Source organism: Amycolatopsis sp. H20-H5 (assembly GCF_035828755.1).
Classification (GTDB): Bacteria; Actinomycetota; Actinomycetes; order Mycobacteriales; family Pseudonocardiaceae; genus Amycolatopsis.
Genome location: NZ_JAYMZS010000010.1, coordinates 110,949 through 130,233, shown reverse-complemented (window position 1 = coordinate 130,233; position 19,285 = coordinate 110,949). Strand labels below are relative to the sequence as shown.

Sequence of the window (19,285 nt, the reverse complement as noted above, 5' to 3'; positions counted from 1 at the left end):
TTCAGCCCACCCGGTAGTCGCTGTCCAGCTTGTCGGAGACGAACATGTAGCCCGGCGCGTGGGTGATCGCGAACGGCGGCCGGGACGCCATCAACGCCGCCTGCGGGGTCACCCCGCAGGCCCAGAACACCGGCACGTCACCGGGTTTCGCCTCGACCGGGTCACCGAAGTCCGGGCAAGCCAGGTCCTCGATGCCGAGCTCGCGCGGATCGCCCACGTGCACCGGCGCGCCGTGCACCGCCGGCATCGCGCCGGTGATCCGGACCGCGTCGGCCACCCGGCCTGCCGGGATCTGCCGCATCGACACCACCGGCGGGCCGTGCAGCCTGCCCGCCGGGACGCACTGCCGGTTCGTCACGTACATCGCCACGTTACGACCCTGCTCGACATGCCGCAGCGGGACGCCTTCCGCGGCCAGCGCCGTCTCGAAGGTGAAGCTGCAGCCAATCGAGAACGCCACCAGGTCTTCGCGCCACAGCGCGCTCGCGTCGGAGATCTCGCCGGTGAGCTCGCCGTTCTCCCAGACGCGATAACGCGGCAGGTCGGTTCGCAGGTCCGCGCCCGGCGCCAGGCGCGTGGCCGGGTCGCCGGGGTCGCTGACGTCGAGGACCGGGCAGGGCCGCGGATTGCGCTGGCAGAACAACAGCACGTCGTAGGCCCAGTCCGCGGGCACCGCGATCAGGTTCGTCTGGGTGAACCCGGCGGCCCAGCCGGTGGTCGGGCTGGCGGCGCCCTGCCGGAACAAAGCCCTGGCCTCGGCCGGGTCGTCGAGCGTGGTCATCTCCGCTCCTAGTGTTGGGTGATCCTGTTTCCTTGCGATTTGCTGGGGATTCAGGTGGATGCATCGCCAGGCGGAGGACCACCCGGTACCTCTGTTGGACCGGGTTGTTCGACAACGCAGCGAGGCGCCGCCTGAGCCCCGGCAAACGTAAGACGAACAGGATCACGCGACACTAGTCCAGGTCGATGCCGTTGGTTTCGGGCAGGCCGAGCAGGGCCAGCGCGGCGATGCCGTACCCGACCGCGCCGAACACCATCGCGCCCCCGGCGCCCAGAAAGCCCACGATGGCAGGGAAAAGGGCCCCGACAGCACGGCCGAAGTTGTAGGTGAAGCCCTGCCCGGTGCCGCGCAGGGCGGACGGGTACAGCTCCGCGAGGAACGCGCCGAACCCGCTGAAGATCGCGGACATCGAGAAGCCCAATGGGAACCCGAGCACCAAGACGAGGCCGTTCGCGCCGTGCGGGATCTGGGTGTACGCGATGATCAGCGCCGCCGAAAGCACGGAGAACAGTAGGAAGGTTTTCTTACGCCCCAGCATATCCGTGAGATAGCCGCCGCTGACGTAGCCGATGAAAGCACCGGTGATGAGGAACGCGAGGTAGCCGCCGGTGCCGACCACGGTGAGCCCGCGCGACGTCTTCAGGTACGAAGGCAACCAGGTGGCGAGGGTGTAGTACCCGCCCTGAACGCCGGTGGCCAGCAGCGCGGCGAAGAGCGTCGTCCGCAGGAGGTCGCCGCGGAAAATCCCGGCGAGGGAACCGCGGACCTTCGACGTCTTGCGGCGCTCCTCCGCACCCGGCGCGTCCTGCACGCTCCGGCGTACCCACAGCACGAACAGCGCGGGCAGCACGCCGGTCCAGAACATCACCCGCCAGGCCATGTCCGGGCCGACGAGACTGAACACCACGGTGTAGACGACGACCGAGAGTCCCCAGCCGACGGCCCACGCGCTCTGGACGAACGCGACGGTGCGGCCGCGATAGCGCGACTGCGAGTACTCGGCCACCAGCGCCGCTCCGGCCGCCCACTCGCCGCCGAAGCCGAGGCCCTGCAGGCCGCGGAAGACGAGCAGCGTCTCGAAGTTCGGCGCGAACCCGCAGAGCACAGTGAAGATCGTGTACATCGCGATGGTGAGCTGCAGGGTGCGGACGCGGCCGATGCGGTCCGCGAGCACGCCCGCGCCGATGCCACCGATGGCGGACACCACCAGGGTGACGGTGCCGAGCAAGCCTGCTTCGCCGGTGGAGAGCGCGAAGAAGGCTGTGATCGCCGCCAGGCTCAGAGGCAGAGTCTGATAGTCGAACGAATCGAGGCCGTAGCCGCCGAAGGCGCCGAAGAAGGCGCGGCGGCCCCGACTGCCGAGCGTGCGGAACCACGCGAAGGGGCGGGTGTCTTCTGAGCTGGCTATCGCGTTCATCGGCGCCTCGCAGGTGAGAGGGACTCATCGTGTCATGGCTCACAGTTGCATCGGCTCACACTGTAGGGATTGTTCAACAATTCCACAAGAGGATCGTGCTTTGAGGGGATCTCTGTATTGTTCACGTGATCGCTAGTAGTCTCAAGGGCGTGGTCATCGTGGACAGCACCTCCGCCGGGTTGGAAGCAGATCGCGGTCTCATCGGCCGCACGAGCACGGCGCACCGCGTCGCCGACGTGCTCCGCACGCGCATCGCGGAGGGGTACTTCCTGCCCGGTGTCCGGCTTTCGGAGCACGACATCGTCAACGCGCTGGGCGTCTCCCGCAACACGCTGCGCGAGGCGTTCCGGCTGCTCACGCACGAGCGGCTGCTGAGCCACGAGCTCAACCGCGGGGTGTTCGTGCGGGTGCTGTCGCTGGAGGACGTCGTCGACATCTACCGCGTGCGCAAGGTCGTCGAGTGCGCCGCCGTCCGGCCGATCACCAGCCGTCCGCCTGGCATCGGCCGGGTCGCGCGAGCGGTCGCCGACGGGGACCAGGCCGCGCAGCGCGAGCGCTGGCAGGACCTCGGGACCGCCAACATCCACTTCCACCAGGCGATCGCGGCCCTCGGCGGCAGCGAGCGGATGAACGAGCTGATGCAGGGCATCTTCGCGGAGCTCCGGCTGGTCTTCCACGTGATGGCCGACCCGCGCCGCTTCCACGAGCGCTACCTGGTGCGCAACCACGAGATCCTGGAGCTGCTGGAAGCCGGTGACGGCGCGGCCGCGGAGCGCTCACTGGCCGACTACCTCGACTACGCAGAGAAGCAGCTCGTCGACGCTTACTCCGAGCGCAAGGCGTCCATCGCGGTCGAATAGCGGTTGCCCCTGAAGGCCACCTTCACGGCGTAAAACGCCGTGAAGGCTCCCTTCAGGGGCAATGGCAGGGCGTCTAGGCGAAGGGTCGCCCAGGTGCGTCGCCTGTCCACAAAGGACGAAATGCCGCACTTTAGTCCGTCTGGTTCCGGATGGTCCGATTACGGTGTGCTCTGAAGGCCACCATGAGGGACTTAGACGCCCTCATGGTGGCCTTCAGGGACTTCTGGGCGGGCGAGCGTGGCGCACGGCGGTCGAGTTGCGGGGGTGGGTCAGCCTGCGTAGCGGGCGAAGATGCGGGTGAAGTCCCACGCCTGCTGGGAAACGCCGGAACACGTGTCGTCGTTGGGGTAGCCAGCCGGGCAGGGGCGGTCGCGGTTGGCCGACCAGAACGTGAGCCGCGCCAGGTGGTGCTGGTTGGCGTAGCCCAGGATCGTGGTGAAGTCGTTCAGCGTCACGGTCTCGTTGTTGTCGGTGATGCCGTTCATCGACGAGATGCCCATGTGTCGGTACGCCATGTCGTCGCTGTAGGCGTAGGCGCTCTTGACGACGTTCTTCAGGCCCTCCGCCGCCTGCATGGTCAGGTTGCCCATGTTCTGCCCGGCGCCGCCGAAGTCGAATGGCATGATCGTCCAGCCGTCGACGGTCAGGCCCGATGATGCCGCGCGGTTGACCAGGCTGTTGTCCGGGCCGGACTGGCCGGTGTCGAAGGTGACGTAGATCTTGATGCCCGCGTTGTTCGCGCGGATGGTTTTCAGCGCGTCCACGGTGCGCTGCTGCACGGTGCCGTTGCTGTACGCGTCGGCCTCGATGTCGATGTCGATCGCCTTCAGGCCGTAGGCGTTGATCACCTTCTGGTACCCGGCCGCCAGTTCACCGGCGCTGGAGCAGGAGGACTCCAGCTTGTTGCCGCTGTACCCGCCGAACGACGGGATGACGTCGCCGCCCGCGCCGCGCACCGCGTTGACGGTGTTCTGGTCTACGCCGCCGGTCAGCCCGCGGCCGCCGTCCCACATCGGGTTGCAGTAGCCGTTGGACAGGATGAACGCCATGGTGAACCACTTGACCCCGGTCGAGGCCATCACCGTGGTCGCGCTGGGCGGGTTGCCCCAGCCGTTGTAGATATAGGGTGCGACGGCCATCGCGCCCGGACCGGGCGTCGGCGGGGTGGTGTCGCCGGTGGGCAGGGTCCACTGCTGGTTCGCGCCGCTCGCGCAGGTCCAGATCTGCAGGCGGGTGCCGTTGGCCGAGGTGTTGCCGGTGGCGTCCATGCATTTGCCGGAGCCGGTGTTCACCAGCTGTTTCGAGCCGTTCGCGGTCCATTTCTGGTTCGGGCCGCCGGTGCAGTCCCACAACTGGAGTGGCGCACCGTCCGTTGTGGACGCTCCGGTGACGTCGAGGCACTTGCCCAGTGCCTTCACCGTGCCGTCCGTGCCGACCGTCCACTGCTGCGCCGGGGTGCCGTTGCAGTCGTAGAGCTGCACGGCGGAACCGTTGGTGCTGCTCGCGCCCGCGACGTCGGCGCATTTGCCGCCGAGGCCGGTGATCGCGCCGGTGCCGCCGCCACCGCCGGTCTGGGTGCCGCCCCAGGTGAACGTCGCCGAGGTGGCGGCGGGCAGGGTGTAGCTGAACGACTGCCCGCCCCAGTTGACGCGGACGTTCTGGCTCGCACCGCTGGTGTTGTACGCGATCAGCGCCTTGGAGCCGTCTGGGTTCTTCCATGCGACGTTGCGCACCGCGGAGCCGTCGTTCGAGTCGATCCGGTACGCGCCCGGCTTCACGAACTTCGTCAGGTGTCCCATGGTGTAGTACTCGACCGTGTAGTCGACCTGCCCGCTGCGTGAGTCTCCATTGTGGACTGTGATGAACCCGGTGCAGGTGCCGCAGCCGCCGGTGTGCGGGCCCATGTTCTGGTCCACAGCCAAGCTCCACTTGATGAAGCTCTTACTCCAGTTGCGGGTGTAGTCGACGATGTTCGACATGTCCTCGGCCTGCTGGTTCGACGCCCAGGTGCCGCCGGAGTGCTCGGTGCTGAACGCGGGCACGGTCGGGTACTGGTTGTGCACCGTGGTCTGCTGGCCGACGTTGCCGCCGTAGCCGTGCCAGGCCATGCCGCCGAAGTTCGGGTCGTTGCGGATGGCCGGGTCGTCCATCGTCGGCGCGGCGAAGTCCGTGTACTTGTCCCAGTTCCAGTCCAGTGAAAGGACCTTTGTGGACAGTCCGGTGCTGTGCAGCGCGGGCAGCAGGTTCGTCTTGGTGAAGTAGGCGAGCCCGGCGCCGTTCCAGTTCATCGACGGGTAGCTGTCGCAGCAGGTCGGCTCGTTCTGCACCGTGAGGTAGTTGATCGGCACGCCCTGCGCTTGGTACGCCTGAATGTACTTCGTGAAGTACTGCGCGTAGGCCGCGTAGTACTCGGACTTCAGCCAGCCGAGTTTGAAGCTGCCGTTGTCCTTCATCCACGGCGGCGCGCTCCACGGCGACGCCATCACCTTGATCGCGGGGTTGAGCTGCTTGGCCTGCTTGGTCAGCGGCAGGACGTCGGTGAGGTCGTGCGCGATGGAGAAGTTCGCCAGGTTCGGGTCGGTCTGCCCGGCGGGCAGGTCGTCGAAGGAATGGCTGTTGCGCGCCAGGTCGGACGAGCCCAGCGGGTTGCGGAGGAAGCTGAGCCCGATGCCGGAGTTCGGGTCGAACAGTTTGCGCATGGTGTCGTCGCGGGTGGCCTGGCTGAGCGCGCCGCTGGAGTTCATCAGGTACGCCGCGGTGTCGGTGAACGACGCGCCGCCGCCCTCGAACTGCTGGTACTGCGTGTTTTCGTTGACGTTGATCGTCTGCCCGCCGGACCCGGTGCCCGCGGTGAAGGCGACCGGCGCCTGCTGCTGCAGGCCCCGGGTGACGTTGACGCCCCTGGCGTCGTTGGTGGTGGTGAGCCAGACGTTGACCGTCTCGCCCGCGGCCTGCGCCGGGGTGGCCAGCGCGGCGGCGGTGATCAGCGCCGCGCCGAACAGCGGCAGGAAGGTGCGTTTCATGAGGCGGGGACCGTCCATTTCTGGTTGGCGCCGATGCCGCAGGTCCAGAGCTGCAGGCGGGTGCTGTTGGCCGAGGTGTTCCCGGTCGCGTCGAGGCACTTGCCGGAGCCGGCGTTGACGAGATTCTTGGCCGTCCACTTCTGCGCGTTGGAGCCGTTGCAGTCGTACAGCTGGGTCTTGCTGCCGTTGGTGGTGCCCGAATTGGCTACGTCGAGGCACTTGCCCAGTGCCTTCACCGTGCCGTCGGTGCCGACGGTCCACTGCTGGGCAGCGGTGCCGTTGCAGTCGTAAAGCCGCACCGTCGTACCGTTGGCGCTGCTGGCGCCCGCGACGTCGGCGCATTTGCCGCCGAGGCCAGTGATCTGTCCGGCGCCGCCGGTGCTGCCGCCGACGTACTGGGTGGCCACCTGTTGGCCGAGGGAAACCGCGTTGCCATGGTTCTCGATCGGGTTCACGTGCGTGTTCGGGAACACGACGTAGGTGACGGGGCCCTCGGTGCCGCCGTTGCTCGGGTCCGGGTTGATGCCCAGGTTCACCGCTGTCGCGTACGAGGCTTCACCGATGATGCTCGTCGGGCCGGTGTCGCCGACGACGGCGTAGGTGACCTGGTTGTTGTAGATGACGGCCACCACCGAACCGCCGTCGATGCCGTAGTTGCGATAGTCCCATGTGGACGTTGGTTGCGGCAGCACGATATAGGGCAGTTGTGCCGCGTTGAGCGGCTGGTCCGTGGAAGTGTGGAACGCGGTGTCGTTGTAGAAACAGCAGTCGGTGTTCTCGTTGCACTGCGTGGTGCGGACGCCGTCGCAGTCGATGTCCATGTCGGCCTTGAAGAACACCGCGCCACCGGCCTGGCAGACCGGGACGGTTGCCGCGCCGCCTTCGTCGTAGGAGTACTTCCCGTTCGAGATCTGTTGGCAGGTCGAGACTTTCGCGAGTAGCTGGGCGGCGGTCGGTCCGGCTTCGACGGCTGCCGGAGCGGCCGAGACCGGGGTGCCTGAGGTGAGTGCTAGGAGGGCGCATCCCGCTAGCGCCGCAAGAATTCGACGCACTTCGATTCTCCTTGCAGGGCAGGGGAAAACGAGGTCAGGGAGTGGTCCATTTCTGGTTGGCGCCGCCGCCGCAGGTCCAGATCTGCAGCCGGGTGCCGTTCGCGGAACTGTTCCCGGTGGCGTCGAGGCACTTGTTCGCGGCCGGGTTGACGATGTCGTGCGCGGCGCTGACGGTCCAGCCCTGAGCGCCGGTGCCGTTGCAGTCGTAGAGCTGGACCGCGGCGCCGTCGGCGGTCGAGGCCGCGGCGACGTCCAGGCACTTGCCCAGCGCGCGGATCGTGCCGTCCGTGCCGACGGTCCAGCTCTGTGCCGCGTTGCCGTTGCAGTCCGTGAGCTGGATGGGCGTGCTGTTGGCGCTGCTCGCCCCGGCGACGTCGACGCATTTGCCGCCGAGGCCGGTGATGGGGCCGGTCGAGCCGCTGGGCGCGGTGCCGCCGGTGGTCACGTGGACGTAGTCGACGACGAGCTGCTGCGGGAACTGGGTGCTGCTGTTCGGGTCCCCGGGCCAGTAGCCACCGACGGCGAGGTTGAGAACGAGGTAGAACGGGTGGTCGAAGACCCAGCGGTTGCCGTTGAGGTCACTGGGTGTGCGGGTCTGGTAGACGTTGCCGTCCACGGACCATTTGATCGAGTTCGGTGCCCAGTCGATGGCGAAGGTGTGGAAGTCGTCGGAGAAGTTGGGGCCGCCGTAGCCCGCGCCGATCCCGCCCGCGCCCGAGTAGCCGGGGCCGTGAATGGTGCCGTGGACGGTGTTCGGCTCGAAGCCGACGTTCTCCATGATGTCGATCTCGCCGCTGTTGGGCCAGCCGACGCTGCCGATGTCGTTGCCGAGCATCCAGAACGCGGGCCACATGCCTTGTCCGCGCGGCAGTTTCATGCGCGCTTCGTAGTGGCCGTAGGCCTGGGTGAACTGACCGGAGGTGGAGATCCGCGCGGAGGTGTACTCGCAGCGGCCGTACCAGCAGTTGTAGTTGCCGGGGTTTTCCTTCTTGGCGGTGATGACCAGGTGGCCCTGGCCGTCCATGGCCGCGTTGTTCGTCCCGTTGGTGTACCACTGGCGCTCGTGGTTGTTGACGTTGTCGCCGGTCTCGAAGTGCCATTTCGAGCCGTCGATCCCGCTGCCCGCGGAACCGCTGAAGTCGTCGGTGAAGCTCGCGGCTGTCACGGCGGCGGGAGCCGCTGTCGCGGCGACGGGGCCGCCCAGCGCGAGGAGTGCGGCGGCGCCCAGTAGCGCGGCCCAGCGGGTACGTCTAAGAGAGCGGGGAGCGGACATCGTTGTCGCCTCTCTTGTCAGGGGACCGGGGCGTTTCGCGCGCAGCACGAAACACGGCGGACTAGAGGAGGGCGCGTGGATCAGACCGATGCCGGGCGCTTCGAGTCACTCCGCAGGAGGACCGCAGGCGGGCGGCTTGCCGGGGCTTTGTTGCGCCTGGCAACAAAGTATGCATGGTCTATACCAGCCCGGCAACCGTCGGGGCGATTATTTTTTCAACTCAAATTAAGGTGTGTGACTCACTGGCCTCAGGCCGCGTCGCCACGCTTGCGGCCGGGCCTGGCGCTCACCCGCGGGTCGCCGCCCTGTTCGAGCAGGGCCGCCACCGGCAGGGTGGCGGCTCCGATGGCGACGGCGTCGGGGCCGAGCTCGCCGAGCTCGATCGAGGTCTGGCCGAACACGTGCGGCAGGGCGTGCCGGGCCGCCGACCGGCTGATCTCCGGCAGCAGCCGCTCGCCCAGCGCCAGCCCGGCCCAGCCGCCGAGCACGATCCGTTCGGGATTGAACAGGTTGACGAGGTTCGCGAGCCCGGCGCCGAGGTACCCGGCTGTCTCGTCGAGCACCTTGGCCGCGGTCTTCGACCGGTCGGCGGACTCCAGCAGCGCGCCGAACTGGGCCTGCTCGTCCTCGCCGGACACGGCGCGGCCGCGGGCCTTGCGGTAGCGGGCCAGGATGCCCTCGGCGCCGACGTAGGCCTCGAGGCAGCCGTGCGAGCCGCAGCGGCACTCATACCCGCCGTAGGCGATCGTGGTGTGGCCCCACTCGCCCGCGCTGCTGGTGGCGCCGCGGTAGGTGGTGCCGTCGGTGATCACGGCCGCGCCCACCCCGGAGCCGATCAGCACTATCACCGCGTGGGTGGCCCCGCGCCCGGCGCCGAACCACATCTCGGCCTGGCCCTGGGTCTTGGCGCCGTTGTCGATGAACAGCGGCAGCGTGACGCCGTGGGCGCGCAGCAGCTCTTCCAGCGCGACGGCGTCCCAGCCGATGGTCGGCGCGTGCACCAGCACCCGCCCGCCCTGCTCCACGGTGCCGGGGACGCCGACCCCGATGCCGAGCACGGTCTCCTCGTCGACACCGGTGCTCGCGAAGACCTCCCGCAGGCCGGAGGCCACTTGGGCGACCGCCGTGGCGGCGTCCGGGCGGACCGAGTCCAGGGGGTGGTCGACCGCGGCGAGGCGGTTCATCGCCAGGTCGAACAGCTCGACCTTGACCCCGGTTTCGCCGATGTCCACGCCGACGACGTGCGCGTAGGCCGGGTCGACGCGCAGGAGCACACGGGGGCGGCCGCCGTCCGACTCGACCAGGCCCGCTTCGGTGATGAGCCGCTCTTCGCCGAGTTCGGCGGTTACATTGCTGACGGTGGCCGCGCTCAGGCCGGTGAGCTGGCTCAGTTCGTGCCTGCTGAGCGGCCCGTCGAAGTACAGTTTCGACAGCAGCAGGGAACGATTGTGCCGCCGCAGGTCACGGACGGTGGTGCGCTTGCTCGCCATGCGGGTGCCCATCTGGCTTCGAAGGATATGAGACAGGATGCCTGATCACCTTAATTCGTGGCCCTGTATTAACTGGTGAACTTAGTGGTCACGGTGGGAAGTCTGCCGGGGTCTCGACGAACTTCCCAACGCAACCACCAAGGCTGTTCGGCGGGGGCGGGTCGTAGCTTTCTGGCAGACTCGCGATGGTGATGAGGGCGGTACGCCAGACGACGCGTGATCTGCGAAGGCGCAACCGTGCCACGCTCCTGTCCTCGCTCTACCTGGACGGGCCCGTCAGCAGGCTGGAGCTGGGCCGCGAGTCGGGCCTCAGCCCCGCGACGGTGACCAATGTGGTGGCCGAGCTCATCGGCGACGGGGTGGTCGCGGAGGCCGGGCTGGTCGAGTCCGACGGCGGCCGGCCGCGCACGCTCCTGCGGATCCGCTCGGAGTTCGGCCAGGTGATCGGCGTGGACGTCGGCGAGACCCGCGTCCGGGTGGGCCTGTTCGACTGCCTGCTCGAAACGATCGCCACGGTGAGTCACCCGCTCGGGGGCACCCCGCTGGACCCCGAAGAGGTCGCCGGTGTGGTGCTCACCGGCATTGGCGACGTGCTGGGGCAGCGCGGGACGGACCCCGCGAGCGTGTTCGGGATCGGGATCGGCGTGCCGGGGGCGGTCCGCGAGGGCGGGATCGTGCACGCGCCGACGCTCGGCTGGTCCGGCGTCGGGTTCGCCGACCTGCTGCGGCAGGGGGTGAGCGCGCCGTTGTACCTCGACAACTGCGCTCGCACACTCGGGCAGGCCGAGATGTGGCGCGGCGCGGGCAAGGGTGCCGAGCGGGCGGTCATCGCGCTGCTCGGGGTCGGGGTGGGGGCCGCGATGGCCACCGGCGGGGACTCCTTCTCCGGGGTGAGCAGCACGACCGCCGAATGGGGGCACACGGTCGTGCAGGCCGGTGGGCTGGCGTGCCGATGCGGTTCGCGCGGCTGCCTGGAGGCGTACACCGGCTCGGACGCCATCGTCCGGGCGTATCACCGGCTGCCCGGCGCCGAGCCGATCCTGGCGACCGGGAGCGAGGCGATGCTGGCCGAATTGGTCGAGCGGGCGGGCTCGCCGGGCCCGGCCGCGGCCGCGCTGGACCGGGCCGCCGAGTACCTCGGCATCGGGATCGCCAACCTGGTCAACCTGCTGGGCCCGGACCGGGTGGTGCTGGCGGGCTGGGCGGGCGCGATGCTGGGCCCGGCGATCCTGCCCGCGGTGCGTGACGCCGTCGGCAGGCACGCCTTGAGCTATCTTTCCGAGCAGACCGAGGTCGTGCTCGGGGCGCTCGGCACGGAGGCGGTGGCGCTCGGCGCGGCTACGCTGCCGATCGCCGAGCTGCTGGCGAGCGGAGGTCGTTCAGCGGGCTGAATTCCTTGACAGTCAAGGGGATTGGCCCACTCGCTCAGCTGGTACCCCCATTCTTTCAGTACTTAAACTTAGGTCCTAAAAGTTACCGCCACGTTATTGACGTGACCCGAGTCACCCGGGTTGACTCGGTGCGTCGCACGGCCTTCCGGGTCCGGTCACTCCTAGTGGCGACACTCGAGCAGCATCTCCGGATGCGCAAGGAGGATCGATGCGAGTCAAGCGCTCCGTCGTCGTAGCGCTCGCCGCGGTCGTGGCCCTGTCCGGGCTCACCGCTTGCAGCGGTGGAGGGGGAACCAGCGCGGCGGCCAACACCGGCGCCGTGCTCAACGTCGGCATGCCGAACGGACCCCAGGCCGAGAACAACAACCCGTTCCTGGAGACGTCGGCCGCGAAGTCCCTCGGCTACCGCTGGATGCTCTACGAACCCCTCGTCATGCTCAACCGCGTGAAGCCGCTGGAGCCGGGCAAACCGTGGCTGGCGACGAAGTGGGACTGGTCGGACAACTACAAGAAGCTGGTGCTGACCGTCCGTGACGGGGTGAAGTTCTCCGACGGCCAGCCGATGACCGCCGAGGACGTCGCGTACACCTTCGGGCTGCTCCGCGACAACAAGTCGCTCAACATCGACGCCGTCCCGTACAAGGACGTCGCCGCCAGTGGTAGTCAGGTCACGCTGGGCTTCGACAGCTCGCAGTACGTCAACCAGGTCAAGATCCTGCAGACCCTCGTGGTGCCCAAGCACGTGTGGCAGTCGATCAAGGACCCGTCGACGGACCCGGTCAAGACCCCGGTCGGCACCGGCCCGTACAGCCTGAAGTCCTTCACGCCGCAGACCGTCACGGTCGCGCTGCGGGATGGCTACTGGCAGGAAGCCCCCAAGGTCAAGGAGATCCGCTACACCTCCTACAACGACAACAGCGCGCAGGTCGCGGCGCTGGCCAGCGGTGCGGCCGAGTGGAGCTACGTCTTCATCCCGAACTACAAGGCGGTGTACACGAGCAAGGACCCGGCGCACTACAAGCTGTGGTTTCCCGCCGGGATGGCCGTGCACGGGCTGTGGTTCAACACCGAGAAGAAGCCGTGGGACAACCCGGTGCTGCGCCAGGCGGTCAACAAGGTGATCAACCGCGACGACGTGTTCAACCAGGGCGAGGCGGGCTACTTCTACCCGAAGAACGACCACATCGCCGGGATCCCGACGCCCGCGGGTGAGTCGTTCATCGCGCCGCAGTACAAGAACAAGACCATCGGGCTGGACGTCGCCGGTGCGAAGACCCTGTTGACCGGCAACGGTTTCAGCTACGCGGGGGACAAGCTGCAGGACCCGGCGGGCAAGCCGGTGACCTTGAAGCTGACCGTGCCGTCGGGGTGGTCGGACTACATCACCGACCTGGAGATCATCAAGGACAACCTGGCGCAGGTCGGCATCACCGCCACGGTCTCCACGATGAACCAGGACGCGTGGACGAAGTCGGTCGACACCGGTGACTTCGAGGGTGTCATGCACTGGACCAACGACGGGGCGACGCCGTACGACATGTACCGCGACGTGATGGACGGCAGCCGCTACAAGCCGACCGGCACCGGCGGCATCAACGGCAACTACGGCCGCTACAAGAACGACGAGGCGACCAAGGCGCTCGAGACGTTCGCCAACGCGCCCGACGAAGCGAGCCGCACCACCGCGATGGCCACCCTGCAGAAGATCATGATCGAGCAGCAGCCGATGGTCGTGACCTCCGCGGCCGCCGCCGGTGGCGGCGAGTACAGCACGAAGAACTGGGTCGGCTGGCCCGACGACGCCAGCCCGTACTCACCCGTCGACCCGACGCTGCGCAACGCGCTCGACGTCGTACTGCACCTGAAGCCCGCTTCCTGAACATGAGTCTGGATGACACGGTGATTCTCGACGGCTCCACGGCTTCGGAGGGCACTTCCTCGCCCTCCGAAGCCGCTCCACCCGCGGGTGAGATCGTGCTGGAGGCCGTCGGGCTCACCAAGCACTTCCCGGTCCGCGGCGGTGGCCGCGCGGCGCTCTCCCGCACCAAGCGCAGCGTGCAGGCCGTCGACGACGTCAATCTCCAGCTCCGCCGTGGGCGGGTGACCGCGCTGGTCGGCGAGTCCGGCTCGGGGAAGTCGACGGTGGCCAGGCTCCTCGCGCAGCTGTACCCGAAGACCTCGGGTGACATCCGGCTGCACGGCGAGTCGGTGACCGTTCGCGGCGGGCGGCGGTTCCGGGCCTACTGCCGCCAGGTGCAGATGATCTTCCAGGACCCGTTCGCCTCGCTGAACCCGGTGCACACCGTGCGCTACCACCTGACGCGGGCGCTGAAGATCCACGAGCGGGCCGGTCGTGGCGAGGCCGAGCTGGAGCAGGCGCTGCACGAGCTGCTCACCAGGGTCCAGCTCACCCCGCCCGAGCGTTATGTCGACAAATTTCCCCACGAGCTCTCCGGCGGGCAGCGGCAGCGGGTCGCGATCGCGCGTGCCCTCGGCGCGGACCCGGAGGCGTTGCTGGCCGACGAGCCGGTGTCCATGCTGGACGTCTCCATCCGGCTCGGCGTGCTGAACCTGCTGCGCGACCTCAAGGAACGGCTGCAGCTGGCCATTCTGTACATCACCCACGACATCGCGTCCGCGCGGTACTTCGCCGACGACACGCTGGTGATGTACGCGGGACGGATGGTCGAGGGCGGTGACAGCGAGACCGTCACCCAGCGGCCCGCCCACCCCTACACCCAGCTGCTCATCGATTCCGCCCCCGATCCCGACCGGCTCCTCCCGGGAGGGGCCGGGAGCGGCGCAGGCGTGGCGGAGCGGGGGTCCGGCGAGCCGCCGAGCCTGATCGACCCGCCGTCCGGCTGCCGGTTCCACCCGCGGTGCCCGAAGGCGATGGAGCGGTGCGAGACCGAGCTGCCGCCGCGCTTCGAGGTGCCCGACGGCGAGGGCCACTGGGCTGCCTGCTGGCTCTTCGAAACGGTGGATCCCGCATGAGGTATCTGCTGCAGCGCCTGGCTTTCTACCTGTTCACCGCCTGGGCCGCCGTCACCATCAACTTCTTCATCCCGCGCCTGATCCCCGGCGACCCCGTCCAGTCGCTCATCACCAAGGCGCAGGGGCAGATCAGCCCCGACGCCGTCCAGTCCCTGTATGTCCTTTTCGGACTGGACAAGAACGAGAGCGTGTTCACGCAGTACCTGCACTACTGGGGCCAGCTCTTTCGTGGCGACCTCGGCCTTTCGTTCACCTTCTTCCCCTCGCCGGTCTCGGAGATCATCGGGCAGGGCCTGCCGTGGACGATCATCCTGGTCGGGCTGACCACGATCCTCGGCTTCCTCGTCGGGACCTCGCTGGGTGTGCTCGCCGGGTGGAAGCGGGGTTCGTGGGTCGACGCGCTGCTCCCGGTGACCACCTTCCTTTCCTCGGTGCCGTACTTCTGGCTGGGCCTGATCGCGATCACGCTGCTGGCCGGGCCGGGCAGCTTCTTCCCGTCGTCGGGCGGGTACGAGCCGGGCATGGTGCCGGGCTGGAGCGGTGACTTCATCGGCAGCGCGATCCAGCACAGCCTGCTGCCCGCGCTGACGATCCTGGTCAGCTCGATGAGCAGCTGGATCCTCGGAATGCGCAACATGATGGTGACCGTCGCGTCGGAGGACTACATCACCGTCGCGCACGCCAAGGGCCTGCCCGAGCGCCGGGTGATGATGAGCTACGCGGCTCGCAACGCCCTGCTGCCCAGTGTTTCCGGGTTCGCGCTGGCGCTCGGCTTCATCGTCGGCGGCACGCTGCTGGTCGAGATCGTGTTCTCCTATCCCGGGGTCGGGTTCGAGCTCTTCCAGGCCGTCGGGTCCAAGGACTACCCGCTGATGCAAGGGATCTTCCTGATCATCACCCTTTCCGTGCTGGTGGCCAACTTCTTCGCCGACGTCGCCTATCTCGTCCTCGATCCGCGTACCCGCAGGGAGGGCTGAGCGATGGCCGTGCCCATGACCGACCTCGCCACCGTCACCCCGAACCCACCGCCTGCCAAAGCGGTGGTGGGCCCGGCGGCCCGCCGGCGCCGGTTCCGGTTCCCGACCGGCGGCAAGACCGTGACCGGGGTGGTGGTCCTCGCCTTCTTCATGGTGATCGCCGTGATCGGGGAATGGATCGCGCCGTTCGACCCGTCCGCCCGGAGCAACGACCTGCTGGAACCTCCTTCCGGCAAGCACTGGTTCGGCACCACCCACCTCGGCCAGGACATCTTCAGCCAGGTGCTGGCCGGCGCCCGCAGCGTCATGCTCGTCGGGCTCACCGCTGGGGTGGTCGCGACCGTGCTCGCGGTGCTCGTCGGGGTCACCTCCGGCTACCTCGGCGGGACCTCCGGCGAAGGCCTTTCGGCACTGTCCAACGTCTTCCTGGTGATCCCGGCGCTGCCGCTGATCATCATCATCGGCTCGGCGCTGCCCGAGGGCGGGGACTACCTCGTCGCCGTCGTCATCGGCTTCACCTCCTGGGCCTGGGGCGCGCGGATCCTCCGGGCGCAGACGCTTTCCCTGCGGCGCCGGGAATACGTCGAGGCGGCGCGAGCGAGCGGCGAGTCGACCTGGCGCATCATCTTCTTCGAGATCCTGCCCAACCTCACCGCCGTGATCGCCTCGGGTTTCGTCGGCACGGTGATCTTCGCCGTGATGTCGGAGATCACCCTGGCCTTCGTCGGCGTCTCCAGCTTCTCCAACTGGAACTGGGGAACGATCCTCTTCTGGGCGCAGAGCCAGCAAGCGCTGGCACAGGGCGCGTGGTGGTGGTTCGTCCCGGCGGGGCTCGCCATCGCCGTGCTCGGGACGGCGTTGTCCCTGCTCAACTTCGGCATCGACGAGTTCGTCAGCCCCCGGCTGCGGGGCAACGGCAAGACCAAGGTCAAGACGACGGACGGGCGCACCGTCCGGATGCGCGTGGGGTTCACCCCCGTGCTGGGCCGGGAGGAGGACCGATGAACGCACCTGTACTGGAGATTCGCGGCCTCGACGTCGACTACGGGCTCGGTGACGAGGCCGTGCACGCGGTGCGGGACGTGCACCTCACCCTGCACCGGGGCGAGGTGCTCGGCCTGGCGGGCGAGAGCGGGAGCGGGAAGTCGACGCTGGCCTACGGGCTGACCAGGCTCCTCCCGCCGCCCGGGGTGATCCGCGGCGGCGAGGTGATCTACCACCCCGACGACGGCGAGCCGTACGACGTGCTGAAGCTGACCCCGCGCCAGCTGCGGGGCTTCCGCTGGGCGGAGACGTCCATCGTCTTCCAGGGGGCGATGAACTCGCTCAACCCGGTGCACAAGGTCTCCACCCAGCTGATCGACGTGATCAAGGCGCACGAGCCCAAGAGCACCCGGGTGAGCAGGCTGGCGCGGGCCCGCGAGCTGCTGACCCTGGTCGGCATCTCGGCGGACCGGCTCGAGAGCTACCCGCACCAGCTTTCCGGCGGGATGCGGCAGCGGGTGATGATCGCGATGGCGCTCGCACTGGAGCCCAGGGTGGTCATCATGGACGAGCCGACCACCGCGCTGGACGTGGTGATGCAGCGGCAGATCCTCGGGCAGCTCGTCGAGCTGCGGGAGCGGCTTGGCTTCTCGGTCCTGTTCATCACCCACGACCTTTCGCTGCTCGTCGAGTTCTCCGACCGCATCGCGATCATGTATGGCGGCCGGATCGTCGAGCAGGCACCGGCCGCCCAGCTGTACAAGGATTCCCTGCATCCCTACAGCGACGGTCTTCTGCACTCCTTCCCCGCACTGCGCGGGCCACGCCGTGAGCTGACCGGGATCCCCGGCTCGCCCCCGGACCAGCGGGCCATGCCGACCGGCTGCTCGTTCCACCCGCGGTGCCCACGCGCCTTCGAACCCTGTGCCGAGCGGGTGCCGGTACTGGGCACCCCCACCGGGCGTGGTGATCCCACGCGCACGGTGGCCTGCTGGCTGCACCCCGCCCCGGAGCCCGTCGCTTAACCACTGGAGGAGACCGCCTTGAATTCGACCGAGACCGCCGGCGCCGTCGCGACCAGCGCTCAGCAGAAGCTCATCGCCAGCCTGCCGCCGGACTTCCGGTGGGGCGTGGCGACCGCCGCGTACCAGATCGAAGGCGCGGTGGCCGAGGACGGCCGGACGCCCTCGATCTGGGACACCTTCTGCGAAGTCCCGTGGGCGATCGACAACAACGACACCGGCGACGTGGCTTGCGATCACTACCACCGCATGCCCGACGACATCGCGCTGGTGAAGGAGCTGGAGGCGGACACCTACCGGTTTTCGGTGGCCTGGCCGCGGATCCAGCCGGGCGGGCGCGGGCCGGTCAACCCCGCGGGCATGGCCTTCTACGACAAGCTCGTCGACGAGCTGCTGGAAAAGGACATCGCGCCCTGGCTGACGCTCTACCACTGGGACCTCCCGCAGCAGCTGGAGGACGCGGGCGGCTGGCCGGCGCGGGACACGGCCTACCGGTTCGCCGACTACGCGATGCTCGTGTTCGACAAGCTGAACGACCGGGTCCGGCACTGGACCACGCTGAACGAGCCGTGGTGCTCCGCCATGCACGGCTACGTGCACGGCGTGATGGCGCCGGGCAAGCGCGATTTCGCCGCCGGGATGGCCGCGGTGCACCACCTGCTGCTCGGGCACGGCCTCGCGACCGCCCGGATGCGGGAGGCCGCGCCGCACGACACCGAGTTCGGCATCACGCTCAACATGGGCACGGCCGACCCGGCCACCGACAGCGCCCACGACCGTGACGCCGCGAGGAGCGCGGACGGCCTCGGCGTCCGGATCTACCTGGACCCGCTGGTGCACGGGCAATACCCGGCCGACGTCGTCGAGGACCTGGCCGCGCGCGGGGTGAAGCTGCCGGTGGAGGACGGGGACCTGAAGATCATCTCCGCGCCGCTGGACTTCCTCGGCGTGAACTACTACTTCGGCCAGCAGTACTCCGGGGTCGGCGAAGATGGCCGCACCGAGGACGACCAGGGCCTGCCCGCACAGCGGACCGTGCCCTTCGGGAAGCCGACCACCGCGATGGGCTGGGAGATCCTGCCCGGCAAGTTCACCGAGCTGCTCACCAGGCTGGGCCGGGACTACCCCGGCCTGCCGATGGTGATCACCGAGAACGGCTCTGCCTTCGACGACCTCGCCGACGAAAGCGGCTTCGTCCGTGACGAGGACCGGGCCGCCTACCTGGCTTCGCATATCGCGGCAGTCGCGGCGGCACGGCTGGCGGGCGCCGACATCCGCGGCTACTTCGCCTGGTCCCTGCTGGACAACTTCGAGTGGGCCTACGGCTACGCGAAGCGCTTCGGGCTGATCCGGGTGGACTACGAAACCCAGCAGCGCACGATCAAGCAGAGTGGGTACTTCTACCGCGACACCGTGCGCCGGGTCCGGGGTTCCTGAGCGTGCGGGCCCGGCTGTCCCGGCCACTCCGGGACCACGGTCCCTGGTGGCCGGGACCACCGGCCCAGCAGAATTCCCGGCATGGAGGCACCTGACGCGGTGATCATCGGCAGCGGCCACAACGCACTCGTCACGGGCGCCTGCCTGGCCCGTGCCGGCTGGGAAGTGCTGGTGCTCGAGGCGAACGACCGGCCGGGCGGGCTCAACGGGGCCTCCGGCCACATCGTCGCCAGGCAGCTGCTGGGCTGCCACCGCGACGACTGAGCTCACTGCCACTGGAACCGCCAGGTGGTCGCGTGGAGGAGCTCGCCGGCGAACTCGCGGAAGCTCCCGGGCTGGTGGATGAACGGCCTGTCGCAGAACGCGAGCTGCTCGGCGGCCACCCCCAGCGCGCGCTGCACGGTGGTGGGCGGTGCGGCGACCGAGAGGATCAGCTCCTCCTCGCCGAGCCCGATGAGCAACGCGCCGAACCGTTCCTCCCAGCTGCGAAGCACCGCTGAGAGGGCGGCCGTGTCCCCGATGGCGTGCCGGGCGCCGCGCCAGCCGAGCAACGCCGGGATGTCCGCCGGGCGCGGGGTGCGGAC

General features: G+C 68.7%; 16 protein-coding genes. 9 read left to right on the top strand and 7 right to left on the bottom strand.

All coding sequences use genetic code 11. The features are described from left to right. Window position 1: 1 nt before the first annotated feature. Complete coding sequence (locus QMK34_RS08260; protein WP_326413095.1) at window positions 2-781, bottom strand: putative hydro-lyase; 780 nt, start codon at window positions 779-781, stop codon at window positions 2-4. A 172-nt stretch (window positions 782-953) separates the two neighbouring features. Then, window positions 954-2,198, bottom strand: a complete 1,245-nt coding sequence (locus QMK34_RS08255) for an MFS transporter (protein WP_326413094.1) — start codon at window positions 2,196-2,198, stop codon at window positions 954-956. Between the two features lie 149 nt (window positions 2,199-2,347). On the opposite strand from QMK34_RS08255, the gene QMK34_RS08250 reads away from it, so the two are divergent. Then, window positions 2,348-3,058 (top strand): GntR family transcriptional regulator, encoded by a 711-nt coding sequence (locus tag QMK34_RS08250; RefSeq protein ID WP_442785114.1) that lies wholly within the window; start codon window positions 2,348-2,350, stop codon window positions 3,056-3,058. 269 nt (window positions 3,059-3,327) lie between these two features. Here QMK34_RS08250 and QMK34_RS08245 read toward each other — a convergent pair whose 3' ends face one another. The 4 genes from QMK34_RS08245 to QMK34_RS08230 all read right to left on the bottom strand — a co-directional run bounded on the left by QMK34_RS08245 (window position 3,328) and on the right by QMK34_RS08230 (window position 9,908). After that, window positions 3,328-6,081: an RICIN domain-containing protein gene (locus QMK34_RS08245; protein WP_326413093.1), complete on the bottom strand. Its 2,754-nt coding sequence runs from the start codon at window positions 6,079-6,081 to the stop codon at window positions 3,328-3,330. Next, window positions 6,078-7,133, bottom strand: coding sequence for a ricin-type beta-trefoil lectin domain protein (locus QMK34_RS08240; protein WP_326413092.1), 1,056 nt, complete (start codon window positions 7,131-7,133; stop codon window positions 6,078-6,080). The genes QMK34_RS08245 and QMK34_RS08240 overlap by 4 nt, the downstream gene beginning before the upstream one ends. 34 nt (window positions 7,134-7,167) lie before the next feature. After that, window positions 7,168-8,406 (bottom strand): family 16 glycosylhydrolase, encoded by a 1,239-nt coding sequence (locus tag QMK34_RS08235; RefSeq protein WP_326413091.1) that lies wholly within the window; start codon window positions 8,404-8,406, stop codon window positions 7,168-7,170. Between the two features lie 248 nt (window positions 8,407-8,654). Next, the gene (locus QMK34_RS08230; protein WP_326413090.1) at window positions 8,655-9,908 is read right to left on the bottom strand and encodes an ROK family transcriptional regulator; all 1,254 of its coding nucleotides are present in this window, start codon (window positions 9,906-9,908) and stop codon (window positions 8,655-8,657) included. A gap of 179 nt (window positions 9,909-10,087) precedes the next feature. Between QMK34_RS08230 and QMK34_RS08225 the strand changes: the two genes are divergently transcribed. The 8 genes from QMK34_RS08225 to QMK34_RS08190 all read left to right on the top strand — a co-directional run bounded on the left by QMK34_RS08225 (window position 10,088) and on the right by QMK34_RS08190 (window position 18,965). Continuing rightward, window positions 10,088-11,287 (top strand): ROK family transcriptional regulator, encoded by a 1,200-nt coding sequence (locus QMK34_RS08225; protein WP_326413124.1) that lies wholly within the window; start codon window positions 10,088-10,090, stop codon window positions 11,285-11,287. Between the two features lie 208 nt (window positions 11,288-11,495). Further along, entirely contained in the window at window positions 11,496-13,166 is a 1,671-nt protein-coding gene (locus QMK34_RS08220) for an ABC transporter substrate-binding protein (protein ID WP_326413089.1), read from the top strand. Window positions 13,167-13,168: 2 nt separating this feature from the next. Beyond that, window positions 13,169-14,281, top strand: a complete 1,113-nt coding sequence (locus QMK34_RS08215) for an ABC transporter ATP-binding protein (protein WP_326413088.1) — start codon at window positions 13,169-13,171, stop codon at window positions 14,279-14,281. Continuing rightward, on the top strand, window positions 14,278-15,258 hold the full coding sequence (locus tag QMK34_RS08210) for an ABC transporter permease (protein ID WP_326413087.1): 981 nt from the start codon (window positions 14,278-14,280) through the stop codon (window positions 15,256-15,258). The genes QMK34_RS08215 and QMK34_RS08210 overlap by 4 nt, the downstream gene beginning before the upstream one ends. A 3-nt stretch (window positions 15,259-15,261) precedes the next feature. After that, window positions 15,262-16,263, top strand: a complete 1,002-nt coding sequence (locus QMK34_RS08205) for an ABC transporter permease (protein ID WP_326413086.1) — start codon at window positions 15,262-15,264, stop codon at window positions 16,261-16,263. Then, window positions 16,260-17,267, top strand: coding sequence for an ABC transporter ATP-binding protein (locus tag QMK34_RS08200; RefSeq protein WP_326413085.1), 1,008 nt, complete (start codon window positions 16,260-16,262; stop codon window positions 17,265-17,267). The genes QMK34_RS08205 and QMK34_RS08200 overlap by 4 nt, the downstream gene beginning before the upstream one ends. Before the next feature lie 18 nt (window positions 17,268-17,285). Further along, a complete protein-coding gene (locus QMK34_RS08195; protein WP_326413084.1) occupies window positions 17,286-18,701 on the top strand; it encodes a GH1 family beta-glucosidase in 1,416 nt (471 codons plus the stop codon). 81 nt (window positions 18,702-18,782) lie between these two features. Next, a complete protein-coding gene (locus tag QMK34_RS08190; RefSeq protein WP_326413083.1) occupies window positions 18,783-18,965 on the top strand; it encodes an FAD-dependent oxidoreductase in 183 nt (60 codons plus the stop codon). A 2-nt stretch (window positions 18,966-18,967) separates the two neighbouring features. Here the strand turns inward: QMK34_RS08190 and QMK34_RS08185 are convergent. Next, the coding region (locus QMK34_RS08185; RefSeq protein WP_326413082.1) for a DUF4253 domain-containing protein at window positions 18,968-19,285 on the bottom strand (318 nt) is incomplete at its 5' end.